Source organism: Scandinavium tedordense (assembly GCF_024764965.1).
GTDB lineage: Bacteria > Pseudomonadota > Gammaproteobacteria > Enterobacterales > Enterobacteriaceae > Scandinavium > Scandinavium tedordense.
In genome coordinates, this window is record NZ_JALIGG010000056.1 from 523,273 (window position 1) to 544,013 (window position 20,741).

Here is a 20,741-nt window from a genome sequence, read left to right on the forward strand (position 1 = left end):
GTTTACCCCCGGAAGCGGTGCTGGTTCTCAAGGAACCACTGGTAAGTACTGGCCAGACCCGCTTCCAGCGTCACCTCGTGATACCAGCCGAGCTGATGCAGACGCGAAACGTCCAGCAGCTTGCGCGGCGTACCGTCGGGTTTGCTGGCGTCGAACACCACGCGACCCTTGTAACCGATCACTTTGGCGAGAGTTTGCGCCAGTTCGCGAATGGTGCAGTCCACACCGGTGCCGACATTGATATGCGACAGCATCGGTTCAGTGTTTTCCTGCCACACCTCGCGGTCGAGTTCCATCACGTGAATACTGGCCGCAGCCATGTCATCCACGTGCAGGAATTCGCGCATCGGCGTGCCGCTGCCCCACACCACTACGTCAGGCGCGTTGTCCTGCGTCGCTTCGTGGAAACGGCGCAGCAGCGCCGGGATCACGTGCGAGTTGCTCGGATGAAAGTTGTCATTCGGGCCGTACAGGTTGGTCGGCATCACCGAACGATAGTCGCGGTTGTACTGACGGTTGTACGATTCGCACAGCTTAATACCGGCAATTTTGGCGATAGCATACGGCTCGTTAGTCGCTTCAAGCGTGCCCTGCAGCAGCTCGCTTTCCGGCATCGGCTGTTTGGCCATCTTCGGGTAAATACAGGATGAACCGAGGAACAACAGCTTATTCACGTTGTGCAGATGCGCGGCGTGAATGATGTTGCTTTCGATCATCATGTTTTCGTAGATGAAATCCGCCGGGAAGCTGTTGTTGGCGACAATCCCGCCCACTTTCGCCGCTGCCAGATACACCTGATCAATGCGCTCTTCAGCAAAGAAATCATTAACCGCTTTACCGTCGAGCAGGTTCAGCTGGTCGCGGGTGCGTAGCACCAGCTCCACATCACCGCGCTGTTCCAGCTGGCGGACGATGGCTGAGCCCACCATCCCGCGGTGGCCCGCCACGAAAATACGTTGTCTGGTCATGACTCAGGACTCCAGCGCGATGGCTACCTCGTAACCGTGAGCTTTAAGCAGGGAGTGTTTCTTCGCCGCTTCCAGATCGTTGGCAACCATTTCGGAGACCATTTCCTGCAGGGTGATTTCCGGTTTCCAGCCCAGTTTTTCGTGCGCTTTGGTTGGGTCGCCGAGCAGGGTTTCCACTTCAGCAGGACGGAAGTAGCGCGGGTCAACGGCAATCATTACATCGCCTGGTTTCACGCCCGGTGCGTCGTGACCAGTGACAGAAACCACGATGCCTTTCTCTTCTACGCCAGTGCCTTCAAAGCGCAGTTTGATGCCCAGCTGTGCCGCGGCCATTTCGACGAACTGACGCACGGAGTACTGCACGCCGGTAGCGATCACGAAGTCTTCCGGGTTGTCCTGCTGCAGCATCATCCACTGCATTTTTACGTAGTCTTTCGCATGGCCCCAGTCACGCAGGGAATCCATGTTGCCGAGGTACAGGCACTTCTCCAGGCCCTGAGCGATATTGGCAATCGCGCGGGTAATTTTGCGGGTCACGAAGGTTTCGCCACGGCGTGGGGACTCGTGGTTAAACAGAATGCCGTTACAAGCGAACATGCCATAAGATTCACGGTAGTTGACGGTGATCCAGTAGGCGTACAGTTTGGCGACAGCATACGGAGAGCGCGGGTAGAACGGCGTGGTCTCTTTCTGCGGGGTTTCCTGCACCAGGCCGTACAGCTCAGACGTGGACGCCTGATAGAAACGGGTTTTCTTCTCAAGGCCGAGGAAACGAATCGCTTCCAGCAGACGCAGAGTGCCCATCGCATCAACGTCAGCGGTGTATTCCGGAGACTCGAAGGAAACAGCCACGTGGCTCATTGCGCCCAGGTTATACACTTCGTCCGGCTGTACTTCCTGCAGAATACGGGTCAGGTTGGAGGAATCGGTCAGATCACCGTAGTGCAGGTGGAATTTCGGATTTGCAGCATGAGGATCCTGATAAATGTGATCCACGCGCTCGGTGTTGAATGAAGACGCACGACGCTTAATACCGTGAACTTCATAGCCTTTTTCCAACAGCAGTTCTGCCAGATAGGAACCGTCCTGCCCGGTAACGCCGGTGATGAGTGCGACTTTAGTCATAATACTTTTTCCTCTATATACATTTTGGGTTCGCCCTTGCCCCTCACCCCAGCCCTCTCCCCGAGGGGGCGAGGGAGTAACTCCCCTCTCCCTTAAAGGGAGAGGGTTAGGGTGAGGGTGAAAGCACTCACGCTCGGGAGCGTATCGATACTGCTGGATTGCCTCGGCAAATCATGTTTGCCGCAAGCGATTTAAATACGCTGCTGCGTGCGCCAACGACGGTGCCATCACCTATCGTCACGCCGGGTGCCACGAAGACATCCGTTGCCAGCCAGCATTTCTCGCCAATCACAATCGGGGTCGCGTTAATATCAAAATGCGCGCTCATATAATCGTGACTGCCGGTACATAAATAGCACTTCTGCGATACTACTGAATTAGCACCGATGGTAATGTCGCCAAGGGTATATAGCACCGCGTCATCACCCACCCAGGCGTTATCTCCGAGCGTTAATTTCCACGGGTACGTAATTTTTACCGAGGGGCGAATCACTACGTTTTTTCCGATTTTTGCGCCAAACAGGCGTAATAAAAATGCACGCCAGCGGTAGAGTATTTGTGGCGACCAGGCAAATAAGGTTGCCTGGACGGCCCACCATAATTGAACCTTAACTCCGCCCGCCCCCCGGAAACCTTTTGGCACCGAGAATCCGTTTAATTCCTGCATTGATTTTCCTTATATTGACTATTTGTTATATAAGGCTTTGGTCTTGCCCGTAGTACGCAGGCGTAATAAATGAGAGAATTCTGCCCAAAAGCCCGGTACGCGTAATATCTGACGCTGAACATTTTTGGCATCACGGCATAATTCCAGATTATTCGAGGTTGACACGCCGCCCATCGAAAATTCTGACACCAGGCCCTTAATCCGTTTAAAGGAATAACCTTCCTTATACATTTTCGCCGCCAGCGCATAATCGGATGATACGCGATATTGCAAATCATACGGATAACGCTGCAGCCCACTCACCGGGAAGAAAATAGCCTGATGGCTCGCCGGGAGGCTGTGATAAATATACCAGCCTGGTTTGGCACTGCGGCGCACCTGATGGCCATCACCGAAATCGAGCATGGCATCGCCGATATACATCGCATTATCTTTTTGCGCAACGAGCTGGCGGACGCTGGTTGCCACTTCGGTATGGAACACATCGCCGGAGTTCAGGAAGATAGCGAAGCGACCTTGCGACATCTCAATGCCTTTGTTCATCGCGTCGTAGATGCCCTTATCCTTCTCGCTGATATAACGTAAGTTATACTCACCGCTCAGGTTTTCCAGGAATTCTGCGGTACCGTCTGCGGAGCCACCATCGACGACAATCCACTCAAATTCGATACCCGGATCGTGCGCCAAATGAGCCAATGACGCCCAAGTTTTCACCACGCCTTCATAATTTCGAAATGCAACGGTAATCACACTTAGCAGCATTTATTCGACTCCTTATTAGCTGTCCGTCAGTTTCAGCGCTTTACGCAAAATAAATGGACATACAATTAAAAACGCATATTCCGGGCTAAAAATCGAACCGGTGAAAAACAGAGAAACCGGAAAAAACAGAAACAACTGCACGCGATAGTTTTGGTTATTACCAAACGCGTTAATCATCATTTTTCCGACTTTCGACATATACCAGGCTGTCAGTAACACCGCGAACCAGGAGAAATAAATAATCAGCAGATACAACCCATTGTCTATTGTTTTCCCGACGTCCGCACCGTTAAAGATTCCGAATGATGCAACATATTCGTAAAGAGAACCAAAACGAACCACACCATCAATGTGGGTAAGGGAATACCCGACCATCACCAGCGGACCAATAATTCGGTAATAAGAGGATGAGCCCTCCGTTCCGAGATCGCCAAGGCGTTCCGAAATATACGGATAAGCAAATACCAGACCGACTAAAAAGACTGCCAAGGAAATGATTGCCAGGGGTAGTTTCTTACTGATTGCTTCCTTATTCAGATACTGGAATGCCCATTCCAGCAAATAAAACAGGATAAATGTCATTACGCCGGAAAACGATCCTGAAAGCACTATCCCTGCCAGAATCATAGCATCGGTCTTAGGCGTTTTGATACCGAACTGTTTGATACTGAGCCAAATTGAGATTAATGCCAGGGCGAAGAAGGCTGGCTCGAAATATAAAGCAGTAGTTCGCTTGCCACCGAACTTGATAAAGTTCAGAACGTAGCTATTACTGTAAATAAGATATTTCGAAATTATCTCCATCAAACTGCTGCCGCCGGTCAGGATAATCTGCGCCATTTCCAGCGCGGCGAGCATCACTACCAGCCCGACGACAACATAAAAGAAGCGCAGGATTTTACGGTGATTGTGCGGCGAAATCGTTTTAAAACGAATGGCCCACACCATGCCGATAATGATAACGATGTAAACGAACAGCATCGTGGAGGTGACGTATTTGCTGGCATCAAGCGACTGACCAAATACGTAGTTAAACAGCGTCAGTCCGGCACCGGCACCCAGCGCAATCATCAGTTTTTTCAGGCTGATGCGGTCCACATAGAGCAGCAACAGCACGGGTAAAAACGTCACAATGGTTATCGGAAAACTTTCGCCGAGCTGGACGATTTTGACGTTAACCAGCAGGTAGATTAACGGCAGCAGCAGGTAGCTACAGATTCTGATAGAACGAGACATATTCCTCCAGCATCTGTTTTCCGCTGTACGCCTGGCGGCTGCGGGCGCGAAACGCATCGAGCGTGGTCGCAAAAATTGCTTCGGCAATCTGCGCTTTTGGCTGCTGAACCAGCGCCAGCACTTCATCGACGTTTACCGTGCGCCCGCCGGATTTCTCCAGCACTTCCTGGGCCGCTTCGCTTGGAGTCGCAATCACCGGCACGCCGATGGACAACGCTTCACACAGGATCAGCGGATAGTTATCAACGCGCGAGCTGAACAGCAGCGCATCCAACTGATTGAGCTCACTCATTAACTGGCGCTTATTGGTCAGAAAACCGTGATTAATGACGTTGCTGCCTTCAAACGGTGAGAACTTGCCGAAGGTATGCACTTCAACTGCGTCACCCAGTGCAATAATGTCGCGCACCAGCTGCTGATTGGTTTTACCGTCGTAGCGCAGGTCATGGGCCACAACCGCAATTTTCGGTTTGCTGCCGGTCACACTCTGCGGTGCCAGTTCCGCCAGGATGGCTTCGGTCGCGACATCGATACCGTTGTTGATAATCTGGCAGTGCCCTTCCCCGTAGAGACGATTAAACGCATCGGCCACGTGTTGGCTTGGGGAGATAAACTGGCAGCCCAACGTAATCATTTCGCGGAACAGCTCACGTTTTCCACTCACCAGCTGGCTGGCACGGTCAATTTTCACCGGCGGATAGTTGGTCAGGGTCGGGCATTTGCCGCAGCCGTTTTTCCACTCTTCGCAGCCGTCGAGAAACGCACAGCGGCCAGTGACGCTCCAGTGATCGTGCAGCGTCCAGACGAAACGCACGTCGCGCTTGTGCTCTTTCAGTTTGTGGCAAAACTCCACTACTTCTTCGAGGTTCAGCCAATAGCTGTGCAACACGTGGAAGTGCAGCACCACCGGCCCGGATGTGCGGGTCACGGTGCGATACAGATTATTCAGATTGCCGAAAACGTCGCGGTTAAACAGACGAAACAGCGCCAGGTTTGCTATCGAGGTGACGCGTGCGGTGTGTTTGATGACGTTCGGATAGTCGTCGTGGCTGACGCTTTTCTTGCCGCCTTTGCCGTAACCGTAGACAAAGCGAGATGCCATGCCCTGTTGCAGCGCGCGCTGATGCAGATCGAGCGCCACGCCTGCCGCCCCGCCTTCCGCGAGACGAACGTTAAATTGCATAATATTCATTTGATGACCTTTACCCGCGCTTTTTCACCCACCACTAGCGCGTTGTCCGGCACGTCGTCGAGGACGACGCTACCTGCGCCGACGGTGACGTTATTGCCGATGCGTATCTCACCAATCATCACCACGTTCGCGCCAAGCTCAACGCCGTTGCCAATCACCGGGCAGGCCAGGCTTTGTGGGCCACGATTGCCAATGGTGACGCCGTGCCGGATGGTGAAATCATCCCCCGCCACCACGAATTTGTTGATCACCACGGCATAACCGTGGTGAATGGTGAAACGACGGCCAATAGTGGCCGCGGCCTGAATTTCGTAACCGAACACACATTCGGTGATGAATCGGTATATCAGCAGCATCGGGGCTGCCCAGAGGTTGTTAATGACGCTTTTTTTGCGCCACACCGAGCAGAAATGCGCGATACGGTACGCGGTAACCATGCAGCATGGGCGCAGGCTCCAGCTGTTTGCACGTAAGTCTTCCAGCAGCATTATTTCCCCCGCAGGCCATCGGCCAGACGTTTGCCGTTACGCACTGACAGCAGTGTCAGCAGCGTGCGCCAGTTCATGCGCTTGTTGCGGATCTGATACAGCGTGAACAGCTGGTACTTTTTGCTGGCGCGGTCGAATTTGTCTTTGTGCTTACGGTAGAAATGGAAGTAGCCGGAGAATTTTTTCGGCGACGACGTAATCTGCATTTCACCGTGGTTGATGTGCAGAATTTGCGTGGCGTCTTCCACTTTCCACGGCTCGCCGTATTCGGTCACCATGCGCAGGAAAATGTCGTAATCCTGCGCCGCTTTCAGTTCGGTATCGAACAGGCTCTCTTTGAAGCGCCAGGCCCAGCTGAATACCTGGTTGCCGATGATATTGCGCTTGAAAAATAGCGTGCGGGAATATGGTGATTTCGGGTACAACGGCAGGCTCGCGGGCTGGGAGTAAACCTCGCCTTCGCAGACATAGTCGTTGGCATACAGAAACGCGTGGGTCGTCAGCTGATGCTTATGTTCAAGGAACACCGACAGGCGGTTTGGCGTCCATTCGTCATCGTCATCGATACCGGTAATGAACTGGCCTTTGGCCTGCACAATCGCCTGATTACGCACCGCACAGGCTCCAGAGTTAAAGTCGTTGCGAGTATATTTCACGCGCGCATCGTTCAGGCCGTCGACAAACTGCTGCAGCTGTTCAAAGGAAGAGGAGCAGTCGTCGACAATCATCATTTCCCAGTGTGGATAATCCTGGCGAAGCACCGATTTAATGGCGCGAATCGCCAGCTGTTGCCGATTCCAGGTTGGCATATAAATGGAAATTAATGGGTTATGTGTCGTCATTTTGTTCCCCGAATGGCGTTGAACTTTGCCCCTCACCCCTTGGGGGAGAGGGTCAGGGTGAGAGGCAAAGCACGTTATTTACTGTCTGACTTGTACTCGTACTCGTAGTAGCCGTAGTCCTGATAACCGGAGGCCCGACGGAAGATGGAGTTGAGGATGACACCTTTGACGTGAATACCATTCTGCTCGAAGCGGCTGAGGCTGGTTTCCACCTCTTTCAGGGTGTTAACCGCATAACGTGCCACCATCAGCGTGGTGCCTGCGTGGCGACCGATGATACCGGCATCGGTCACGGCCAGAATTGGCGGGGTATCGATAAGCACCAGGTCATACTGGCTGCTGGCCCATTTCACCAGTTCCGCAAAACGTTCGCCCATTAACAGCTCGGACGGATTCGGCGGTACCTGACCACGGGTGACCAGGTCGAAGTTGGTCACCGAGGTGCGTTTGGCACAGTTTGCGATCTCGGTTTTACCGACCAGCACTTCGGAAAGGCCGTTGTCATTGGTAGTACCGAGCAATTCGTGGGTGTAGCCTTTACGCATATCGCAGTCAATCAGCAGCACGCGCTTGCCGGTCTGGCTAATCACTGCCGCCAGGTTGGCGCAGACGAACGTTTTACCGATCGACGGGCTGACCCCGGTCAGCATCAGTACGTTGTTGCTGGCCTGCATCATGGCGAAGTGCAGGCTGGTTCGCAGACTGCGCACCGCTTCGATAGCGAGGTCAGTCGGGTTACCTACAGCCAGCAACTGGCTTTGCTTGTAGCGCTTGATGCCTTTGACGGTTTTGACGTGGTCGCGCTTCTTCTGCCACTCAGACAGCGGAATGCTGGCGTAAACGTTGATGCCGTGGTCTTCCAGGACCTGAGGACTTTCAATCCCGCGGTTAAACAGTGAACGCAGCAGCACGCCAAGAATAGAAAGCATCAGACCCAGAATGATCCCGCCGAAGACAATCAATGCTTTTTTCGGCTTCAGGACGCCCGGCTGAGTGATGGCGGAATCCACGATACGCACGTCACCGACGGTACTCGCTTCCTGGATTTTCAACTCCTGCTGTTTGTTCAGCAGTTGCATGTACACCTGCTGCCCGGATTCCACATCACGCGTCAGACGCACGATTTCCTGCTGGGTTTCCGGCATCGCAGTGATGCGTTTGTTGAGATTAGCCTTCTCGTCTTCCAGCGTTTTGCGTTTTTCCAGCAGCGTGCGGTAAGCCGGGTGGCGCTTAGTGTAGAGCTTGGAAATCTCGGCCTCGCTGAAGGTCAGCTGGTTGAGCTGCGAATCAATGTTAACCACCGAATCCAGCACCGACTTAGCTTCAAGCGACATATCTACCGAGTCTTTCTGCTGGCGATAAGCGTTGAGTTTGTTTTCCGCATCGTCCAGACGCGTTCGCACTTCCGGCAGCTGTTTGGCAAGGAATCGCAGGCTGCGGGATGCTTCTTCCGATTTACGCTCGACGTTTTGCGCCAGATAGTTATCCGCGATGCTGTCGAGGATCACGCGGATTTGATCTTTATCTTCGCCGGTGTATGTCAGGCTCAGCACACCGGTGTCCTTGCCGTTTTCCGTTACCGTCAGGCTGTTTTGCAGGGTGTTGATCATCCCGAGCGTGGAGTATTTGGTGACGGTAAATTCACCGCCCTCCTGCGCATGGATGGCGCTCACCAGCAAGGTCAGACCGGATTTCGTCAGCGGCTGGCCAACGGTCCCGCGTGCACTGAAGCCGCCATCGCTGGTCAACTGGTAGCTGTTTTTCCCCAGCACTTCCAGGGTGAAGGTTTGTTCACGCATGCCCGCAGGCACGGTAAAGGTTTCAACGTTAACGCTCTCGTTGGCGCGGCCCATCAGGCGTTCCCAACCGGCACCAAAAATCGGCATCGTGTTTTTGGTTACGGCGATGTCCAGATTAAGGTCGTCCACCGTTTTGCCGAGCACCATACGCGACTGAATCAGCTGAATTTCAGCGTCAGACGCAGGCGGCTTATTGCTGAGCGCCGAGTTTAAATCCTGTACCAGCGAACTGCTGGTATCCTGCTCAATCTGCACCAGCGCGTCGGCGCTGTAGATTGGCGTCGCAAAAAGGGTGTACACCACTGCGGCAGCGGCAAACACGGCGGTGATGCCGAGCACCCACCATTTGGCCTCCACCACCGTACCGACCAGGCGGCCAATATCGATTTCATCACTGCCCGAAGCCTGCGGCGGTGCGTGTTTTACGTTATCTGTCATTGTTATCCCTGCTGTACTTTCAGTGCCTGCGCCCATTGAAGAGCAGACTGATCGAGTAAGTGGTAAACCGCTTCAAAAGCGTCGCGACTTTTGCGATAAGGATCGGGGATCTCACGTTCATCGTCCCAGTGGCCAAACAGCATCACTTTGCCGCGCATTTCCGGCGCGATTTCGCACAGCCGGGCAATGTGGCGTTTTTCCATGGTCAGAATGAGATCGTATTCGCGGCACATCTTTCCGGAAATTTGACGGGCGCAGTGCCCGTCCAGGGAAATGTTGTGGACAGCCGCGACGCGTGCCGCACTGTCATCGGCACCCTTACCTACCAGTGCGCCGAGCCCGGCGGAATCCACGTCCAGCGACGGAAGATAATTTTTCAGCAACCGCTCCCCCGTAGGGGAACGGCAGATATTGCCGACGCATACCACCAGAATTTTGTTGAACATAATGGTTACCAGGTATGAATATCTTTCGCCGCGTCCGTCATGTAGCGTACGCCACTGATGGTCGGCAGCAATTGGTTGATGAGACGGTTCCAGCGCGTGATCGGTGCGGTGGTGACATACACCACGTCATACGGCTGCAGCGTGAAGTTGGTTGCCATTACCAGCGACGTCGCATCGGACATATCGAGCTGATAAACGTTGGCAATTTTGCCGCTCTTGTCGTTTTTCAGCGGACGAATCACGAAGATGCCGCTGGCGTTGGAGGCGGTCATATCGATACCTTCCGCCTGGCCCAGCGCTTCGGTCAGCGTCATACCGCTGAAGTCCATTTTGAGGGTGCTCTGTTTCTTCACTTCGCCCATCACGAAGACTTTGAGGTCATCGTTACGCGGCACGAACAGAATATCGCCCGGGTACAGCAGACGGTTTTGGCTGAGGTCGCCGTTTTGCATCAGCGCCTGAAGGGATATGCGTTCTTCTTTACCGTTGTGCGTCAGCACCACGTTGCGCCAGTCGGCGAGGTCGGTCATCCCACCCGCGGAGTTGATCGCATCCAGCACGGTCAATGGCACGTTGGTAATGGCCTGCTGGCCAGATTTATTCACCTGGCCGGACACGTAGGCTTTTTGCGAACGGAATGCCGCCACATTCACATCAACCTGTGGGTCGGTGATGTACGTCGCCAGACGGCCGGTAATCATATCGCGGATTTCCGACAGCGTTTTACCGACGACCTGTACGCGGCCAATATAAGGATAGAAAATGGAGCCATCAGGCTGAACCCAGTTACCGGTATCGCTCGAGCTACGATACTGGCCGGCCGGCGTCGTTAACTCCGGGTGATCCCAGACGGTTACGCTGAGCACATCACCTGCGCCCACGCGATACTGATAATTGCTTAACTCCTGATCCAGGGACATGTTTGGCTGCGCCACGTTTGGACGCGGTCGCAGTTGTTCAATCAGTCGCGGGGTCAGCGGATAAACATTCACCATCCGGTCGATATCAAAATCAGCGTCTTGCTGTTTAACGACATCTTTTCCGAAGGTCGACATATTGCTGCCGGGAAGGACCGTGCAACCACTCATCAGGATTGCAGACACCAATAATGGCATCAATTTCAGTTGGGATTTCATCATTGATTATTTATCACTTTGGCAGAGAAATTATCCTGTGCGAATAAAACAAACCAGATTTCATTCAGGTCATTTGCATTGAGCATGCCGTTAACCGAAACGAAATATAACTGGCATCATTCCTAAAAAAACGTTATCTATCCGCAAGCAGTTGACAGAATAATCGAGGCTGATTTAGCAGCCATCAGGCACGCTACCGCCCTTGGCTTTCAGTTACCAATCTACTGTTCAATCATAAGGTTATAAGCAGTTACGGCGATAAAGCAGACCGAAACAGAGAGACAGTGTATAAAACAGCAAACATTTTCTTTCACCGCCGGGAATAAAGCGCGGATGAAATCTAATATTCATTTATACATTTCGATTGTTACAGCAATGCCAATTTCCGACAAGGTAACAACTCCTAACGCCATTGCTTTTAGGATAAATATTAAGAATTGCCGCTGACTTTTAGGATTATCTTTATATTGACATTAACCCCTCCCCTGCAACTCTTGGGAAATTGACCGATTAATAAGAAATTAAATTAGTTAATAACAGAAACAGTAGGGTTATATTATTAACCAACAATAATTCATATTTAAGAATAAACTCAGGGTATATACCCAAATAATTCGAGTTGCAGGAAGGCGACAAGGCTGCAAGTCCCCAGGAGCTTACTTAAGTCAGTGTCTGGGGTGAGCGGACGCAGCCAACGCACATGCAACTTGAAGTATGACGGGGATATTGCAATTTGGGTCACCGTTAACCATGATCCTAATGTCTTGTCACAGAAGGTGTTAAACAACGTATGGAATGGATTGCCGACCCCTCTATTTGGGCAGGGCTTATCACCCTGGTGGTCATCGAACTGGTGCTCGGGATTGATAACCTGGTGTTTATCGCGATCCTCGCGGAAAAGCTGCCACCCGAGCAGCGCAACCGGGCGCGCATCACCGGGCTGATTCTGGCGATGCTGATGCGTCTGCTGCTGCTGGCGTCAATTTCGTGGCTGGTCACCCTCACCCGCCCGCTGTTCACGATTCGCGATCTCAGTTTCAGCGCGCGTGATTTAATTATGCTCGGGGGTGGTTTATTCCTGCTGTTTAAAGCCACGGTCGAACTCAATGAGCGGCTGGAAGGTAAGGACAACGAAGGGCCTACTCAGCGACGAGGGGCAAAATTCTGGGCCGTGGTGGCGCAAATTGTGGTGCTCGACGCCGTATTTTCCCTCGACTCGGTGATCACCGCCGTCGGGATGGTCGACCATTTACTGGTGATGATGGCGGCAGTGGTGATTGCCATCAGCATGATGATGCTCGCCAGCAAGGCGCTGACGCGCTTCGTGAACAGCCATCCAACCATCGTCATTCTCTGCCTGAGCTTCTTGCTGATGATTGGCTTCAGTCTGGTCGCCGAAGGCTTTGGTTTCTACATTCCGAAAGGTTATCTGTACGCGGCGATTGGTTTCTCGGTGATGATTGAGTCGCTCAACCAATTGGCAAACTTTAACCGTCGCCGTTTTTTGTCGGCTAATCAAAGCCTGCGTAATCGCACTACAGAAGCCGTGCTGCGCCTGCTAAGCGGGCAGAAAGAAGATGCCGAGCTGGATGCACAAACCGCCTCCCTTGTGGCGGACAGCAAAGACGAGCCGGTCTTTGACCCGCAGGAGCGACGAATGATTGAGCGGGTGCTAAATCTTAATCAGCGCACCGTTAGCAGCATCATGACCTCGCGCCATGATATTGAGCACATCGACCTCAGCGCGCCGGAAGCCGACGTCCGCGCGCTGCTGGAGAAAAACCAGCACACCCGTCTGGTGGTGACTGGCGGAAATAATGACGAAGAGCAGCTCGGGGTGGTGCACGTCATTGACCTGCTGGCACAATCGCTGCGCGGAGAGCCACTGGATATACGCGCGCTGATCCGCCAGCCACTGGTGTTCCCGGAAACACTGCCGCTCCTGCCCGCGCTCGAACAGTTCCGCAACGCCCGCACTCACTTCGCCTTCGTAGTGGATGAGTTTGGCTCCGTTGAAGGGCTGGTGACGTTAAGCGACGTGATGGAAACCATTGCCGGGAACCTGCCGAATGAAGTGCAGGAGATCGACGCCCGCCACGATATCCAGAAAAATGCTGACGGCAGCTGGACCGCGAACGGCCATATGCCTCTGGAAGATCTGGTGCAGTATGTGCCGTTGCCGCTCGATGATAAACGCGAGTACCACACCATCGCCGGCCTGCTGATGGAGCATTTACAGCGCGTGCCGACCACCGGTGAAAGCGTCGACATCGAAGGCTTTACCCTCAAAACGCTGCAAGTAGAAAATCATCGCGTCCAGCGGGTACAGATTTTCCCGCCCGCGCACCCGGAACTCGATTACGAGGTCTGAGCAATGTGAATAAAAGAGGCCGTCATTTTTAGCAGGCCTTTTTTATACATGACAGTCAAAATCCCCTAAATAATTCGAGTTGCAGGACAACATGCCTGTGGCATGTTGAACAGTGCTTGCGCTGGCCCCGAAACCGAATCACGCGGCAAGATAGTGAATCCCCAGGAGCTTACATAAGTAAGTGACTGGGTTCATGAAAGCCGCCAACGCCTCTGCAGCCTGAAGGGGATTACAGTTTATCGAGAAACTTCTTCAGGTCTTTTCCCGACTGGCTGTCCTGATTCTTATCAGCCCAGTCTTTCAGACGATCGCGGGCTTCGCTTTGCAGCTGCTTACGCAGAACCTGATCGACCTGCAGACTGTAGTTGAGTTCGGTCCATTTGCCGTAAACGCGCAGCGGGATTGCCGTTTCCTTCAGCATATCCACTACCTTGCCCTCGCCCTGCCAGCCATCCAGCACGCGCACATTAAAGAGCATGTCGCCTTCTTCTTTGACCAGGTCCAGAGAGCCTTTTCCGTCCATCGTCATTAACGACGATTTACCGACAATGTCATTGAAGGACATCTGTCCGTTGTTTAACGTCAGGTCGCTGGAAAACTCATCCAGACGGGTTGCGCTCTCAAGGTTCTCTTTCGCTTTCACATGCGTGCTGCGTTCCACGGCCTGCTGAACCAGCTGCTGGAAGTTCAGTCCTTCTGCCCGGGAGTCAAGCAACGACAGCTTCGCCTTTCCTTGCCAGCTGCGACGGAAGTTATCTGCATCAATTTTATCGCCGCTAAATTCGCCATCGAGGGAAAGTTTACCGGTGAGATTGATAGGATAATCAAACGCTTTTAGCAGCGTACCAATCTGAATATTTTCAAGCTTCGGCTGGAAGGACGATTTCGGTGTATTTCGGCGAGCGTCGAGGCTGCCCGGTAGCGACAGGGTGCCGCCGTCCAGTTTGCCCTGCAAGCCGCTGACGTTGAGTAAGCCGAACTGGTTGTCAGCCTGCACGTCAACGTCGGCAAAATTCATACCGCGCCACATCACCTGGCCAGCCTTAAGTTGCACCGCTGCGCTGAATCCACGCAGACCGCTGTAATCAGGCTGATTAGCGCTTTCTGCAATCACCGGGCGCTGCTGCCGTTGCTGGCTTTGCCCCTGCTGGTTCACGCTGGAATTTGCAGACGGATTGCTCTGGGAAAGCAGGTTATCGAGATTCAGTTTGTCGGAGTGCAGATTCAGCGTCCACTGCGGCTTATCGCCGAGAACCACACTGCCTTCGCCGCCGAGAGAGCTATCGTTGGCAGTCAGCTGCAGCTGGCTGAAACTGATGCGCTTCTGCTCTTCCTGCCATTCGGCCTGCACAGAGCCCTGCCCACCAATCCCCTGCGGCGGTAAGTCTGCACCCTGGAGATGCCAGTTGATCTGGCCCAGCGTGGCGGTCAGCGCATGCGGATAATCACCGGCATTCACCTTCGCGCTAAAAGAGAGATTGAGGTCACGCTGATCGCGGTTTACCCGCCCGGAAAAATCAACATTGGCCAGATAATGAGCGTCCTGTTCCAGCTGCATTTTGATGTCACGGACGGTGATTTGTTCGCCGCCTTCATGCTGGAACACCAGCACGCTGTCAGCCACCTGCAGTTTAGCAATATCAAACGACCAGCCCCGGTCTTCCGGTGCTTGAGGGAGCGTATTTTCACGCGGGGCGACCGGCGCTTTGCTATTTTTCACCGATTCCGTTTTCGGCGTCAGCTCAATCACCGCGCCTTTCAGCATCACTTGATTGACCTGCAGCTGGTGAGAAAGTAGCGGGAACAGCGCCACATCAAGGCGCATATTATCGGCTTTGACTAACGGGCCGCTGGCACCCGGTTCGGTCAGCGTCATGCGGCCGGAGAGAATGCTGAGCTGAGGCCAGACGTGCCAGCGCAGCGGGCCGTCCAGTTTCAGTTGATAACCGCTGCGCGATTCCACCTGGCGCACCAGATAGTCGCGAAAATCATTCGGATTAACCAGCAGTACCAGCGCCGAAAGGCCGGCGACAATCACCACCAGCAATATCATCAGCGTTGTCAGAATTCTTCTCATGCTCTCTCCGACGTGTCAGTCACGCTCAGTCTTTATCGATGCGACTGGCAACCGCACCCTGCTGATCGCGATACTTCGCGTCTTCACGGCGGTTGTAAGGACGAGCGGCCGGACCAGACAGTGGCTCAAAGCTCAAGGCACCAATAAGCATACCCGGACGCAGCGCCAGCGGCAGTTTGCCCGAGTTGTAGAATTCAAGCACGATGCAGCCGGACCAGCCGGGATCGATGCGGTGCGCAGTAACGTGAACCATCAGGCCCAGTCGCGCCAAAGAGGAACGCCCGTCGAGCCAGCCGACCAAATCAGCCGGAAGGGTAACGGACTCCAGAGTCACGGCCAGCGCCAGTTCACCGGGATGCAGGTAAAACGCTTCGCCTTCCACCAGCACGATTTCGTCGCTCATCACGCGATCAAGCGCCGCGCTGACTTCCGCTTTCGGCCCGCTCAGGTCGATGAATGCCGCCGTGTGTCCGCTAAACGTACGGAATTTATTGCCGAGGCGAACGTCCACCGTCGCACCATTAATGCGTTCAACCGGCGGTCGTGGAGAAATACCCAAACGGCCGTCATCCAGCCAGGCTTCAATATCTCGGTCACACAGACGCATGCGCTATCTCCTTTAATGCATTATGCCCGGCATCTACCGGGTCATTTAGCACAGTACATAATTCGAGGGAATTATTCAAAAAACTGACTGATTTTGGCCTTTAGAATATCGATGGCGATGCGGTTTTTCCCGCCACGCGGCACGATAATGTCGGCGTACTGTTTGGACGGCTCGATAAACTGCAGGAACATCGGGCGGACCGTTTTTTGATACTGTGCCATCACCGAATCCATCGAACGGCCGCGCTCGTTAACATCACGCTTAATGCGACGCATCAGGCAGATATCCAGCGGGGTGTCGACAAAAATGGAGAAGTTCATTTCTTCGCGCAGACGGGCGTCGGTCAGCAGCAAAATCCCTTCGAGGATAATGACCTTCTTCGGCTTGATATGCACGGTCTGTGGCATGCGAGTATGTTCCACATAGCTGTACACCGGGAGTTCAATTGCTTCACCGCGTTTAAGCGTTTGCAGATGCTGATACAACAGACTGTGATCCATCGCGCTTGGATGGTCATAGTTAGTTTTGACGCGATCTTCCATCGACAGATGACTCTGGTCTTTGTAATAGCTGTCTTCAGGGATCACGCCGATATGTTCATCGCCAACCTGTTCACGCAATTCACGATAGAGGGTGCTGGAGATGAGGCTTTTACCTGAAGCCGATGCGCCGGCGATGCCTATAATGACGCACTGATGAGACTTATCAGTCATAAGTTTTTGCGACCTGATTAACCTGGATGATAGGAAGGGTGGCGTCGGAGCGCCAAACGCGGCAATTATAGGGATTTCAGCCCGTCGATACCAGTCGAAAACGATTTTCCCCCCAGCGGGGCTTAAAAGCGACTATTCTCAAATTAATATGTTCAATTTTCCAACGTGTTAGACACTTTTTGTTCACCGCCACTTCTTTATCTCTCAATGCTGTTAAATATTGAGCAGATACCATAGGAAATGTAAATTGTTTGTACTAGCATGACTCCATTTATCATCCTAATGAATTTAGGCCAATTCCTCGTGAAAAGTCGCGGCCGGAAAGCCATGGCGGAAAGCGGTAAATGAAAATATCTGAACAACAAGTGCATGTTACGCCCCCTCACCCATGGCTAAATATGCTATGCCTCGGGTTGCTGACGTTCATTTTTACCCTTTTCTCACTCGAACTGACGCGTTTTGGCACTGCGCTCGCGCCATTATGGTTCCCAACCGCCATTATGATGGTGGCCTTTTATCGGCACGCCGGGAAATTCTGGCCCGCGATAGCCGCCGTATGCACGCTCGGCAGCCTGTTGGCCTCGTGGGTGCTGTTTCCGCCCAGCACCATGAATATAATTTATCCCGCCATCAATGCTATTGAAGCGGCGTTGGGTGCGCTGCTGCTACGCAAATTTTTGCCCGGCTATAATCCACTGCAAAACCTACATGACTGGGTTCGTTTGGCCATCTCGAGTGCGGTAGTGCCGCCGCTGGTGGGCGGACTGCTGATGCTGCTGTTCGCCCCGGCCGAACATCCGCTGCACACGTTCCTGGTGTGGGTGTTGTCCGAATCGATTGGCGCACTGGCGCTGGTCCCGCTCGGTTTGCTGTATAAAAACCATTATTTATTGCGTCATCGCAACCCGCGTCTGTTACTGGAAACGCTGCTGACGCTGGCGGTTACGCTTGCGCTAAGCGTGATAGCGATGCTGTGGCTGCCGTGGCCGTTTACCTGCATTATTGTGTTGTTGATGTGGAGCGCCGTGCGCCTGCCGCGCATGGAAGCGTTCACCATTTTCCTCGTTACCATCATGATGGTGTCGTTGATGATGGCGACTAATCCGCTGAGCCTGCAAACCCCTCACGTTTATGTGATGAACAACACGCCGTGGCTGCCGTTCTTGATGATCCTGCTGCCCGTCAACGTGATGACGATGGTGATGTATGCCTTTCGCGCCGAACGCAAACACATTACCGAGAGCGAAGAACGCTTCCGCAACGCGATGGAATATTCCGCCATCGGTATGGCGCTGGTCGGCACCGAAGGTCAGTGGCTGCAGGCTAACAAAGCACTGTGCAAATTCCTTGGGTACAGCCAGAACGAACTGCGGGCGATGACTTTCCAGCAGTTGACCTTGCCGGAAGATCTCGACAATGATTTGTCGCAGCTAGAACTCCTGGTCAGCGGCGAAATCAACACTTACACCATGGAAAAGCGCTACTACACGCGTAAAGGCGACGTAGTCTGGGCGCTATTGGCGGTGTCGCTAGTGCGTCATGCGGACGGTACGCCGCTCTATTTCATCGCCCAGATTGAAGACATCAATGATCTGAAGCACACCGAATGGGTCAATAAACGACTGATGGAGCGCATCACGCTCGCCAACGAAGCGGGCGGGATTGGCATCTGGGAATGGGAGCTGGAATCTGACCTGATTTCCTGGGACAAGCGAATGTTCGAGATGTATGAAATCCCGTCGCATCTCAAACCGACCTGGCAACTGTGGCATAACTGCCTGGTGGAAGAGGATCGCGAGCAGGCCGAACGTATTATTCGCAATGCGCTGACGGCCCGTTCGCCGTTCAAGCTGGAATTCCGTATCCACGTCAAAGAAGGCATCCGCCATATTCGCTCGCTGGCTAACCGCGTGCTGAATAAACAGGGCGAAGTGGAGCGCCTGCTCGGCATTAATATGGACATGACCGAGGTGAAACAGCTGAACGAAGCGCTGTTCCAGGAAAAGGAGCGCCTGCACATTACCCTGGATTCTATCGGCGAAGCGGTGCTGTGTACCGACGTCGATATGAATGTCATCTTTATGAACCCGGTTGCCGAAAAAATAAGTGGCTGGAGTCAGGACGAAGCCATGAAGCAGCCGCTGCTTAACGTGCTGCGCATTACCTTCGGCGACAACGGCCCGCTGATGGAAAATATTCACAGCGGTGATATGTCTCGCAACGATATCGAACAGGATGTGGTGCTGCACCGCCGGGACGGCGGCAGTTACGACATCCACTACAGCATCACCCCATTGAGCACACTCGACGGGCAAAACATCGGTTCAGTGCTGGTTATTCAGGACGTCACCGAATCGCGGAAAATGCTCCGCCAGCTAAGTTACAGCGCGTCGCATGATGCTCTCACCCATCTGGCTAACCGCGTCAGTTTTGAGAATCACCTCAAACGTCTACTGCAAACCGTTCAGGAAACGCATCAGCGTCACGCGCTGGTGTTTATCGACCTTGATCGCTTTAAAGCGGTAAACGATACCGCCGGTCACGCCGCGGGCGATGCGCTGCTGCGCGAACTCTCTTCGATGGTGCTCAGTATGTTGCGCACCAGCGATGTGCTCGCCCGTCTCGGTGGCGACGAATTTGGCCTGCTGCTGCCGGACTGCAACATCGAAAGCGCGCGGTATATTTCCGGGCGCATCATTCAGGCCATCAACGATTATCACTTCCTGTGGGAAGGCCGCCTGCACCGCGTCGGTGCCAGCGCCGGGATTACCCTTATCGACGAGCATAACTGTCTGGCGTCCGAAGTGATGTCGCAGGCCGATATTGCCTGCTACACCTCGAAAAATAACGGACGCGGTATTGCCAGCGTCTATGAACCGCAGCAGGACCGGTTGCATCAGCAGCGCAGCATGATGTCGCTCGACGAGCAGTGGCACATGGTACGCGACAACCATCTGGTGCTGATGGCCCGGAGCGTGGCGTCGCCGCGCATTCCAGAAAGTAGCAACTTCTGGCTGCTGTCGATGCGGCTGTGGACCCCCGAAGGTGAAATGGTAGAGGAACAGGCGTTCCGTAAAGGGCTGGCGGATCAGGAACTGATCCATGCTCTCGACAGACGCATTTTCCAGGAGTTCTTCCGCATCTGGGCGCATAAAGTTGCCGCCCGCGGGATAAGCGTAACCCTGCCGCTGTCGGTGGCAGGTCTGACCGGGCCAGTGCTCATTAACGAAATTCTCGACGGACTTAAACTCAGTGCCATGCCTGCCCGGTTGCTGCATCTGGTGTTCAACGCCAGCAGTCTGGCGCAGTCTGGCGTTCAAGAAAGGTTAGATCAACTGCGCCACGCGGGTTGCAAAATCATCATCAGTCAGGTTGGTCAGGATCTCGATTTGTTCGAACAGATGAAAGCGGGTGTCGCTGATTACGTGATGCTGGATCCTGAACTGATTATCAACGTTCACACCAGTCTGATGGATGAAATGATGGTTACCATCGTGCAAGGCCACGCCCAGCGTCTGGGGATGAAAACCATTGCCGGGCCAACCAATCAGGCGCTGATGATGGACACGCTTTCCGGAATTGGCGTGGACCTGATTTACGGCGATTCGATTGCCGCCAACCAGCCGCTGGACGTGGTACTGAACACCAGCTATTTCGCCATCAACTGATCCCCGTTATGCATCTTCTCGCCCGCCGCAGCTGCCGCGGGCTTTTTCATTTTCGTTGCGCTTCGAATATTTACAAAATCTAACGATTAACCTGCTAACTAATTATTCTTTACATGTAATATACAAATGATTAACAAAAGAATCCCGGTGACAGGTCCTGTCGACATCTTGCCCGCACAATGCCCTGCCTGCCCTACGCTGTCCCC

The 20,741-nt window shown here is 53.5% G+C and carries 16 protein-coding genes; 2 read left to right on the plus strand and 14 right to left on the minus strand.

Features of this window, described 5'->3' with window-relative positions:
- Positions 1-2: 2 nt before the first annotated feature.
- From fcl to MUU46_RS15745, 11 genes are all read right to left on the minus strand, one after another.
- Positions 3-968 (minus strand): GDP-L-fucose synthase, encoded by a 966-nt coding sequence (gene fcl, locus MUU46_RS15695; RefSeq protein WP_258965980.1) that lies wholly within the window; start codon positions 966-968, stop codon positions 3-5.
- A gap of 3 nt (positions 969-971) precedes the next feature.
- Positions 972-2,093, minus strand: coding sequence for a GDP-mannose 4,6-dehydratase (gmd, locus tag MUU46_RS15700; protein ID WP_159753079.1), 1,122 nt, complete (start codon positions 2,091-2,093; stop codon positions 972-974).
- A gap of 127 nt (positions 2,094-2,220) precedes the next feature.
- On the minus strand, positions 2,221-2,760 hold the full coding sequence (gene wcaF, locus MUU46_RS15705; RefSeq protein ID WP_258965981.1) for a colanic acid biosynthesis acetyltransferase WcaF: 540 nt from the start codon (positions 2,758-2,760) through the stop codon (positions 2,221-2,223).
- A gap of 18 nt (positions 2,761-2,778) precedes the next feature.
- Positions 2,779-3,522: a colanic acid biosynthesis glycosyltransferase WcaE gene (wcaE, locus tag MUU46_RS15710; RefSeq protein WP_258965982.1), complete on the minus strand. Its 744-nt coding sequence runs from the start codon at positions 3,520-3,522 to the stop codon at positions 2,779-2,781.
- A 15-nt stretch (positions 3,523-3,537) separates the two neighbouring features.
- On the minus strand, positions 3,538-4,758 hold the full coding sequence (gene wcaD, locus MUU46_RS15715) for a colanic acid polymerase WcaD (RefSeq protein WP_258965983.1): 1,221 nt from the start codon (positions 4,756-4,758) through the stop codon (positions 3,538-3,540).
- Positions 4,733-5,950, minus strand: a complete 1,218-nt coding sequence (gene wcaC, locus MUU46_RS15720; protein ID WP_258965984.1) for a colanic acid biosynthesis glycosyltransferase WcaC — start codon at positions 5,948-5,950, stop codon at positions 4,733-4,735. Before wcaC ends, wcaD begins: the two co-directional genes overlap by 26 nt.
- Positions 5,947-6,435, minus strand: a complete 489-nt coding sequence (wcaB, locus tag MUU46_RS15725) for a colanic acid biosynthesis acetyltransferase WcaB (protein WP_159753543.1) — start codon at positions 6,433-6,435, stop codon at positions 5,947-5,949. Before wcaB ends, wcaC begins: the two co-directional genes overlap by 4 nt.
- 2 nt (positions 6,436-6,437) lie before the next feature.
- A complete protein-coding gene (gene wcaA, locus MUU46_RS15730) occupies positions 6,438-7,280 on the minus strand; it encodes a colanic acid biosynthesis glycosyltransferase WcaA (protein WP_159753069.1) in 843 nt (280 codons plus the stop codon).
- Positions 7,281-7,354: 74 nt separating this feature from the next.
- On the minus strand, positions 7,355-9,517 hold the full coding sequence (wzc, locus tag MUU46_RS15735; RefSeq protein ID WP_185153715.1) for a tyrosine-protein kinase Wzc: 2,163 nt from the start codon (positions 9,515-9,517) through the stop codon (positions 7,355-7,357).
- 2 nt (positions 9,518-9,519) lie between these two features.
- A complete protein-coding gene (wzb, locus tag MUU46_RS15740) occupies positions 9,520-9,963 on the minus strand; it encodes a low molecular weight protein-tyrosine-phosphatase Wzb (protein WP_159753065.1) in 444 nt (147 codons plus the stop codon).
- A gap of 5 nt (positions 9,964-9,968) precedes the next feature.
- Complete coding sequence (locus MUU46_RS15745; RefSeq protein WP_110509522.1) at positions 9,969-11,102, minus strand: polysaccharide export protein; 1,134 nt, start codon at positions 11,100-11,102, stop codon at positions 9,969-9,971.
- 787 nt (positions 11,103-11,889) lie between these two features.
- Here MUU46_RS15745 and MUU46_RS15750 point away from each other — a divergent pair.
- Entirely contained in the window at positions 11,890-13,470 is a 1,581-nt protein-coding gene (locus tag MUU46_RS15750) for a TerC family protein (protein ID WP_258965985.1), read from the plus strand.
- Between the two features lie 229 nt (positions 13,471-13,699).
- On the opposite strand, the gene asmA is transcribed toward MUU46_RS15750, so the two are convergent.
- From asmA to udk, 3 genes are all read right to left on the minus strand, one after another.
- Positions 13,700-15,547 carry an outer membrane assembly protein AsmA gene (gene asmA / locus MUU46_RS15755; protein WP_159753061.1) on the minus strand — a complete coding sequence of 616 codons (1,848 nt, stop codon included), beginning with the start codon at positions 15,545-15,547 and terminating at the stop codon, positions 13,700-13,702.
- A 25-nt stretch (positions 15,548-15,572) separates the two neighbouring features.
- Complete coding sequence (gene dcd, locus MUU46_RS15760) at positions 15,573-16,154, minus strand: dCTP deaminase (RefSeq protein WP_159753059.1); 582 nt, start codon at positions 16,152-16,154, stop codon at positions 15,573-15,575.
- Positions 16,155-16,225: 71 nt separating this feature from the next.
- Positions 16,226-16,867 carry a uridine kinase gene (gene udk / locus MUU46_RS15765; RefSeq protein ID WP_110509518.1) on the minus strand — a complete coding sequence of 214 codons (642 nt, stop codon included), beginning with the start codon at positions 16,865-16,867 and terminating at the stop codon, positions 16,226-16,228.
- Positions 16,868-17,211: 344 nt separating this feature from the next.
- Between udk and MUU46_RS15770 the strand changes: the two genes are divergently transcribed.
- A complete protein-coding gene (locus MUU46_RS15770) occupies positions 17,212-20,535 on the plus strand; it encodes a diguanylate cyclase (RefSeq protein WP_258965986.1) in 3,324 nt (1,107 codons plus the stop codon).
- The last annotated feature ends 206 nt before the right edge of the window (positions 20,536-20,741 follow it).